Source organism: Paenibacillus sp. J22FR5 (genome assembly GCF_059691975.1).
In genome coordinates this window covers 26,911-35,234 of record NZ_JCAUAN010000045.1, presented here as the reverse complement: position 1 = coordinate 35,234, position 8,324 = coordinate 26,911, and the positions used below count along the sequence as shown (strand labels likewise).

Sequence of the window (8,324 nt, the reverse complement as noted above, 5' to 3'; positions counted from 1 at the left end):
ATTAGGTGAGTCGTGGAGATTCGTTCAATCCTTTGATTTTGACCGTCTGATTGCTTAAACTTCATAATAAGAGCGCCTCCTTGATGATGTTGGGTTAAACCCGTTGATAAACCCATCATACCGAGGCGCTCATTTTCTTTCAAAGTCCATTTCTTAGCACTAACAGGAATGTTTAGCTAGACCAAAAATCGCATTATGCTTTTCCATATCTGTTGTCCAACATCCACAATTCGCACATCTACCACAATTCATGATTTGAGGATTCAAAACCTGAAATGAAGATTGGTTCCATTTTAGAAAAACATTCTCGTCATCAGACTCTAATGTCCGATTCTCGCATAGTTTGTTTTTGATTTTTTGAGAAAGATCATTTACACTTTCATCAATTTCAACATAATAACTGATATTTACTAAGACAGTTTTCTTCAATTCACACCTCACGCAGGCAATTTGTATACCTCGATATTACCACACGTCCATTGGCTTCGTTGAATAATTCTGCCCGTTACTTTAACGAGGCTGCCGAAAATAATCGGCAGCCTCGTCTTCGTTTCTTATTGAACAAACGTTTTCCGTTTGGTTAATCATATCGTACATCTTACCAAATAAATGGGATCAGCCTATAAGTTTTAGAATAATACTCGTCAAATTCCTTTTTGAATTGTTCCCGTAATACCTTTTCTTCCACTTTAATTCTATCATTAAGACATATTGTAAAAATAAACATTGAACAAACAGCGGCGATTAAGTTACACAAAGAAAATGCAACTCCGACTGAAAATAATAACAAACCTGTATATGATGGATTACGCAAATGCTTATAGACACCACTTTGTATAAGTTGATGATCCTTAAAAGTTTGTACGGTAACAGTGAAATACTTTCTTAAAGTCAAGACTGATGTAACTCTGAGAACAATTCCTACGATTATAAGAACAATCCCAAAAAAAATAAAATAAATGCGGCAATTTTAGTTGTTTAATAAAATTTGGCATAGCATCGCTTGCAAGGAAAAAACTCAATAAAATATTTCCAAAAAGTCGCAAAACTACAATTAAAACCGAACCTGAGTCCGGCCTTTTCTTAATCTGCGTGATCGATATGAATTAATATCTGCATAAATTCGAATTGCAAACTCACATACAACAGCTACAGCAAAGATACAGTAAAAAGCTATTTGTTCAGGTGTATTTGCAAAATATGCTGAAGCCACGTAAATCACCTCACTTGATATAAATTATCAGCCTCGTCTATATACTAATCTGCCTTATCTCTTCTTAAATAAAGAAAACGAACTAATGAATATTACACCAACAACTGAAAAAAAAGTCTCATGTAAAGAAGCGTTTGGATCACTATTTTTAGAATTAATCTGCTCGTTACTTGAATGAAACCAAAAAGAAGCCGCTTCAAAATAGCAGCTCCTCTTCTACTAAAGTTCTCCGTTGTTTAATCACCCACCGAAGTGCGCTTTCAACTTTTGCGGAATTGGCAGCTTTTTCTTTTCAAAAGGCTCACCAGCTCATCGCATATATCCAAATAGCCATATAGCAAGCTTACTTCTGCAAAGCTGGTCACATACCCAAGATAGCTAGGAAACTCACAAGGAAGTTGTTTAAGGTAAGGATCCGTTTTTGCTGATTCCCAATGCTTTCGGAAGGCAAGTCGGTCCTCCTTATAGAAGTCCATTCGATCTTCATGGTAGACCTCCGTCTTGAACAACTCCTCTATCCTTTCATATTCTCTCATCGCTTCCCTTTTCCGGCCTGAGCGATAGAGGGTTGAAGCATAGTTGCAAAAAAGATGGAGGTTCTTTGTTTCCTGATACAACTTCAGAAAATACTGGGCCGCGAGGACTTTGCATTCCGTATTCTTGGAATCCGACAGCTCATAGGCGACATCCTTTTTTCCACTCAGGTCCAATAAATCAAAATCCATCTTTAGCAGCTTGTCCAGTCGATTTCTTCGTCGCTTTTCCAGACCCTCAAGCTTTTCTAACTCTTTTAGAAAAGAGACAACTTGAGGAGAATCGAAAAACATTTCCAGTCTTGCCCGAGCCTTTTTCAAGACCTCTCCCACTTCATCCACATAAACTGTGGTTGCGCATTCAATCTCTATGAAACTGAAAAAAAGTGCGAGTTGCATATTCTCCATCTGTTCATCATGATAATGTTCCTCCAAATAGGCCAGGATGTTACAAGGGAAATTTCTGTTTTCTTTATAGTGTTTTTTTAAAACGAGAGGCAAGGCTTTTTCATCAAAGGGCTTTTTCAAAAGATGGCCTCCAATTCGCGATGTTTCTTCTTATATTTTACTTTCTCTATTATAAATGATTGGTTTAATCTTATTGCTTTTCATATTGTCACTATTTTTTTATTGGAATTATACTGCTCATTTCTTCAATGGAAAAGGCAAGCCGATCGGATACCAGCTACCATCAAGTCATGATTAAACTAACGTTCCTCGTTAGCTCAACGATCTCTCTTTATATTCTCTAAAATAAAGTGGATTGAGATCAAGTTCTTGTCTACATCGAGAATGGGATCAAGATCTTTTGGCTCGTGACAAGATCTTGATCCCATAAAACAAAAAGACCATGTTTTACGCAGCAATTAATGGGACAATGTTCTTGTCACCCGACCGGACAAAACAGGAAAAGATCCTATTGGGCTATTTGGCTATTGGGCCTTCTCCCTTGGCATTAATCTGTGAACCTGTACAGTTGTTCCCTTGTAAATGTCCATTCCGGGGATTTCAACTTCCCCTCAAATGCAGTGGAATACCAAGGATTCCCCTCCCCGTTATCCTCATTCTCCAGAACGTGTATGTCTTGTGCAGGCGTGTAGCCCTGAGCTAAGATAAAGAGCTTTTCACCGGTCTTGGGGTTCTGAGCCATATCCAATACGACGATTGCATGTCCCGGCGTGCCCCCTTCCAGAAACACATCTCCAGCCTGCATCTCTGACAGCGGCACCTGCTTCATTTCCTTCGACAAGGACAACGTTCCCGCGTACGCAAATACCATGTTCAGATAACTTAGAAACACCTCGTAGCTGTCGGAGGCCGCTCCCCGTTTGGTCCATGAGACCTTGTTGCCGGAAACTTCAATCCGATTCCCTTTCCTCCATGTTGCATAGTCAGCTTTAAAGCCATTTGTAAAATTAAAGTGAATCTTATCATACTTGCCACTGCCATACAGGTATTCCGCCCGCAGCCTCATAACCGCATCGGCGCACTGCTGCAGATCCCGCTCCCCTACATCCACATCGAGCACAGCTTCGTAATCCTCTTTAGCCTTAAGCTCCCCATTAAACAAATGTACCTTGGAGCCATGGGGCTTCAGAGGCAGATTCCGCAAATAATCCCCATATGACCCATCCTCTATAGGAACCCTCTCATAACCGTTAGGAACGGCTATCCGTTCCATCACGTTTGTTCCTTCCGCATGAATCAATTGTTGTTTGTGGGATTTGGTTCCCGTAACAGCATCCGCGGCTTTCGACCGTTCCTCCCCTGCGGCGGAGCAGGAACTAAGCAGCAGCGCAGAAAGGGCAGTAACCGTTATCCATTTTTTCATTAACAGCAGCAGCTCCGTTCATGGACCTTTGTATATACTCTCTATCCATTGGAAAATACACATTAGGAACAAGGGACTCATTCAAGGATATAATCTCTATATTCATTCAAAACGCCCTCCTAAATGATTTCATTCCTCATACTAATTTCAATATTCTACCATTAAATGAGTAAAGGCTGCCGTTCATGTTGGCACCTTTACGAGTGTCTATTGAGCTCTCGTTCTGCGTTAGCGTAACAAAAAGGTTGCCACCTATTCTTCGAGGCTTTATTGAACGAAGATTCGTGTTTAGTTATTATGTTCCGTTTTTTTATTTAGTAAAATTGCTGTTATTAATGAAAGCTGTAGTGAAAGAACAATTCCAATTATAAAAACCATTCCTCCATCATTGGTACTTGGCTGAATAGTAATGCCAATAATAAAGAAGAGAATAATTGAAACAAATACTGAAAGTAAGAAATAACCAAAAGTCATTTCATCTCACCTTTTCTTAAGTATTTTGTTATATCTGTGTTCATTCAAGTAAACTATACCATAAAATGGTATTTGTAAGAAAAACATTTATTGTGTTAATCTGCCCGTTACTTTAATGGCAGTGTGAAAAAATTCAATACAACTCAGCGTTTAATTTCACCACGATTATGCGTATAAGTTTGTGTCGAAAAACGATTATGTACCTATGCTTGTTTCGTGGTCTCGCGACACAAACATAGGTGCTTTGAAATAGAAAATCCCCGATTAACGGGGATTTGTAAGCACTAATGTTTGTGTCGTCGTACATCTTATATCGCCTTCTCCCTAAATCAACCTCTTCATGCCCCGCAACCACTCATAAAAACCATCATCGAAGAAGAGATCGGGGATGTACGTCTGAGTGTAATTGCAATTAGGGCAAAGAAGAACCAACCCTTGTTCAAGAACCTTAGGGTATAATTTCTCGTGTTTACTATTGAGTCCGCAAATAAGAGGGTTCACTCCATCTGCCTGCTGGTAATCTTTAATACGTTGCTTGACATCCTCTTGGTTCATTTTTATCCCCTTTATTTGTTCAGTTCAGAATTATTCCAAGATATCTTACGTTTCAACTCTACCAACCTTGAAAATTTTCAAATGGTATTTTTACATCATTATGCTAATTATTATACAAGATGTACTCATCTACAACACCAAAAATAATCTAAGCGCCCATTAGATTTCTACCAGTAACTTCCACGTTAACCTGCCCGTTAAAGAAAACAGGGAGCAGCTACCACGGCACTCTGCTCCCTGTTTATTGTGATATCGTTTACGTTAGTTGATCTTTGAGAGATGCTCAACATATTCATCCTAGGTTAGCCCAAACAAAATGGAATCAAAATATCGTCCATTAGTATAGAATACCTGGCGACGAACCCCCTCTTGAACGCATCCGACCTTTCTCATCATTGCAGTGGAGGCTTCGTTTCCTTCAAGTACGTAATTATTGAACTTATTTAGTCTACGTTCAAAGAAAGCGTACTTTAAAAGTATGTTTACTGCCCTTGTGCCGTAACCCTTGCCTCGGTGGTCTCTGTCAATTTGAATACCGATGCTAAACGTTCCGTTTCTGTCGTCGATGCTGTTTAGGTTGATCCCGCCGACATTTTCACCGTTCAAGTTTTCGATAGTAAACATAAGACGATTCGATGAGAAGTTAGAAAATGATTCTGCAAATGATTTTGCCTCTGTAACTGTAGGAGGCAATTCAACCGCACACTCTAAAAGGCGCCGTGCAGGAGTATCAAAACGGTTGATATAGTGATTCTCCCAATCTTCTGGTTGTATTGCACGCAATCTTATTGCTTCATCCTGCCAGAAATAATTGCTGTAATCTATATCTCGCATTTGTGCCTCCAATAATTTTATGTGTTCAGACAATTTTAATCCTCTAATCAAACACGTAGGTAGTATTTTTTCATTATAAGTAATCTGCCCGTTAAGCTGAGAAGGCTGCCGATCAATTGTTATCGTCAGCCTTCTTATGTTAATTGAGCTATAGTTTTTCATAAGAAAACAATCAGTTTATCTCAATAGTGACACATATTATTTAACTAACCATCATCAATTTTCTATAAAATCATCCTTCTACTCACTAATTAATTGAAGAACTCACTCGATCCACTAAATGTTTCAATAGATATAAGCAAGGTTCGTCTTGTTCCGATGTAAGTTCTTTAAACCTCAGAACTACTTCTTTTAAACCCAAAAACTCTGTATCAAAGCTTATTTTTGCTTCTTTCACCTTCTTGGTTTCTAAAAACTCTTCCAATCCTTTAACTCCTTGAGACTTTAATTTTTCCATTTGAGAGTTCAGTGTTTTAGCAAGTTGATCATATTTTTCAGGAGTTGCTGAAAAACCTTTTTTCTTCATTTTCACATAATTGTTCATGTAATATTTATACAAACCTAATTGTCTGTTTCCATTATGCCCCCACATTGTACCGCCACCATTACGAATGGAATCAATCGTGGAAAGATGTGTTATGGATTCCGAGAGAGTTTTATATATAGTTTTCACGTTACTATCCAATTCACTATTATTTGCAAGCAGTTTATACATATCCTGTTCGAAGCACTCGCCTAAATTGGCAAACATCTGGTCCTGTCCGGCTTCGGATTGATCAAACTTTTGATTTGTATACTCCGTATAGTAAGTATGAATAATCTCGTCTTCGGTCATGTTAGAGGCGATCACTTTATAACACAACTGTTTGTTTACTTCCTCTATAGGTAGAACTGTAGGCAAAGGTGATGGCGTAACATTTGATTGCGATTTCATTTTAAAGTATGTTACAACGTCATTGACAGTTATTACTTTTCCAGATGTGTACAGACTATTATCCAAATTGTAATCCGAGAGAAATTCCTTGCCATTCTGAATATAAATAGTTGGAACAGTAAATGGAACACTTCCCTCCGAACCTATGCCTGTTATGTAATCGGCCAAAACAATAACATCCTTTTTTCCATCTTGATTTACATCTTTGAAGGAAATAGCTTTAACGGAATAGAAATCCCACGCTTCAATAAGCTTTGGTTTTGGGAAGGTATATAGTTGATTCCCTTCGAAATCCTTTAAAGTAAGCAGAAGGTCCATGTGCCCATCCCCATTTACTCTTTTGGCAGAAACATATCGAACTTTCCCCCAGGATTCCAAATCCACATCAAAGGACTGTTCCGTGATTTCCTCCACCGAAGAACTTCTGATTTGCGGAGATTCATGAGATTGAGGCTTTGTCTGCATCGTTGCTTCCGCAAGTTGTGTTGGAGATGGTGAAATAGTTGCTACTGACAAGGAACTCTGGGAAGATTCTCTACATCCACTTAGTATAAACAGCAAAAGACACAAGGCCAAAAAACGTTTCATCCTCAGCTTTCCTCCGATCTTTTTTCAAACACTGTCTAATATTCATCCTCAAATGATCAAATAACATAAACACCTCTGCTAAGGTATAAAATACGATGATACATTCGTCATTTCATGACAGATTCCTTTAATCGTTATTCCCGAGATATTGCCTGTTACTTTGATAAACAAAAGAAGAGAAGCTGTCATAAAGCAAGCTCCTCAACTATAGTTCACCGTTAGAATTCCTGTGGAACGAATAATTTGGAGTTTGAATAAAAAAGAGCGCTTCTGTACGATCGGACTCCCTTCCTGCAGACGACTCACTTCGCTTTTCGGGCTTATAGAGTGCCTCGTTACGAGTTTTTTTCTCGTGCAGGGGAGGGTCTCCCCAGTTCACTGCATTATCTTTCATACCATGCCGATCCCTTTATACCGGAGAATTTTTCGCTGTTGTTCCAAGTTCTACACAGTTTCCATGGCCTTCGTCCATCGTTGCAAGACTCAGCTTCCTCTTTTCCCTCTTGCGAGGCCTTTTTGACGATGCGGCAAGATTCATTTGATATTACGGCCTGGCATTTCGCTCGCCCTGTCTCTAACAGGTACTTTCGTCGATGCGCTTTTACGTACAGATCGCCATACGCAAGCATCCTAGCTACAAGGGCGGCTTGATCCCTCCCCTGGTTGTACTTTCACCAACTAGATAATGCGTGCCTCTGGGCACGCCAGCAAAAAAACGCTAATGACTTTCAAATGTCATCAGCGTCTTATATTGTCAGTAGTCAGGCTGTCGAGAAACCCCTATGTTGAAAGATGGTTCTCAAAATCTTAGATTTTTGTAATAGAACTGGCACTCAGATCGATTTAAATCGATTTTTCTTCTCAAAGACAAGAACCTCCACATAAAAATGAAAGTGCCGAAAAGTCCAAGGGACTTTATCGACACTCAGATTACTGACAACTGTATGTCAGTAGTGTTTTTGAATTTTAAGACTTTCGTAAGAAATAAAGTCCTTGCGGAATGACGAGCCAGAAGCCCGATATAGGCAATATTATTATCCCTACAACAGACCAGATGAGTAAATGCCAGCCAGCAAAGCGAGGGATCGCAATGCCTTTCTCTTTAGTCATCCAACGCATCATCCGTCCAATCATCCACATCAAAACACCACAAAATAAAAACCAGAAAGCTGCACTCCTGTCAAAGGAATGATCAATGGAATTCCATACCCCCGCTTTCACCATCTCGCTGAGCGGTTTCCAAAATAAGATCAAACCGACTGCATTATGAATATAAGCTGTCCACTCCATCATCCATCCGCTGTGCTTCTGTATGGCCATGCTGCACCTCCTTAGAGTTTCGTTCTATAAAAACTAGCTAAC

General features: G+C 39.3%; 9 protein-coding genes. All 9 read right to left on the bottom strand.

The features are described 5' to 3' along the window. Window positions 1-159 precede the first annotated feature (159 nt). A complete protein-coding gene (locus tag AC58P7_RS31530; protein ID WP_497350045.1) occupies window positions 160-429 on the bottom strand; it encodes a hypothetical protein in 270 nt (89 codons plus the stop codon). Between the two features lie 169 nt (window positions 430-598). Then, window positions 599-940: a methyltransferase family protein gene (locus AC58P7_RS31525; RefSeq protein ID WP_497350049.1), complete on the bottom strand. Its 342-nt coding sequence runs from the start codon at window positions 938-940 to the stop codon at window positions 599-601. Window positions 941-1,473: 533 nt separating this feature from the next. After that, window positions 1,474-2,274, bottom strand: a complete 801-nt coding sequence (locus tag AC58P7_RS31520) for a hypothetical protein (RefSeq protein WP_497350043.1) — start codon at window positions 2,272-2,274, stop codon at window positions 1,474-1,476. A 427-nt stretch (window positions 2,275-2,701) separates the two neighbouring features. Further along, entirely contained in the window at window positions 2,702-3,577 is an 876-nt protein-coding gene (locus AC58P7_RS31515) for a DUF4846 domain-containing protein (RefSeq protein WP_497350041.1), read from the bottom strand. Window positions 3,578-3,865: 288 nt separating this feature from the next. Next, window positions 3,866-4,051 (bottom strand): hypothetical protein, encoded by a 186-nt coding sequence (locus AC58P7_RS31510; protein WP_497350039.1) that lies wholly within the window; start codon window positions 4,049-4,051, stop codon window positions 3,866-3,868. A 324-nt stretch (window positions 4,052-4,375) separates the two neighbouring features. After that, window positions 4,376-4,606, bottom strand: a complete 231-nt coding sequence (locus AC58P7_RS31505) for a hypothetical protein (RefSeq protein WP_497242559.1) — start codon at window positions 4,604-4,606, stop codon at window positions 4,376-4,378. A 297-nt stretch (window positions 4,607-4,903) separates the two neighbouring features. After that, a complete protein-coding gene (locus tag AC58P7_RS31500; RefSeq protein WP_497350037.1) occupies window positions 4,904-5,440 on the bottom strand; it encodes a GNAT family N-acetyltransferase in 537 nt (178 codons plus the stop codon). Window positions 5,441-5,687: 247 nt separating this feature from the next. After that, window positions 5,688-6,962 (bottom strand): FG-GAP repeat domain-containing protein, encoded by a 1,275-nt coding sequence (locus AC58P7_RS31495; protein WP_497350035.1) that lies wholly within the window; start codon window positions 6,960-6,962, stop codon window positions 5,688-5,690. Between the two features lie 966 nt (window positions 6,963-7,928). After that, entirely contained in the window at window positions 7,929-8,282 is a 354-nt protein-coding gene (locus AC58P7_RS31490; RefSeq protein WP_497350034.1) for a DUF6463 family protein, read from the bottom strand. Between the last annotated feature and the right edge of the window lie 42 nt (window positions 8,283-8,324).

Bases quoted from the DNA above. Each gene is read 5' to 3' on its own strand.
- AC58P7_RS31515 (WP_497350041.1), bottom strand. From the start codon at position 3,577: ATGAAAAAATGGATAACGGTTACTGCCCTTTCTGCGCTGCTGCTTAGT.
- AC58P7_RS31510 (WP_497350039.1), bottom strand. From the start codon at position 4,051: ATGACTTTTGGTTATTTCTTACTTTCAGTATTTGTTTCAATTATTCTC.
- AC58P7_RS31505 (WP_497242559.1), bottom strand. From the start codon at position 4,606: ATGAACCAAGAGGATGTCAAGCAACGTATTAAAGATTACCAGCAGGCA.
- AC58P7_RS31500 (WP_497350037.1), bottom strand. From the start codon at position 5,440: ATGCGAGATATAGATTACAGCAATTATTTCTGGCAGGATGAAGCAATA.
- AC58P7_RS31495 (WP_497350035.1), bottom strand. From the start codon at position 6,962: ATGAAACGTTTTTTGGCCTTGTGTCTTTTGCTGTTTATACTAAGTGGA.
- AC58P7_RS31490 (WP_497350034.1), bottom strand. From the start codon at position 8,282: ATGGCCATACAGAAGCACAGCGGATGGATGATGGAGTGGACAGCTTAT.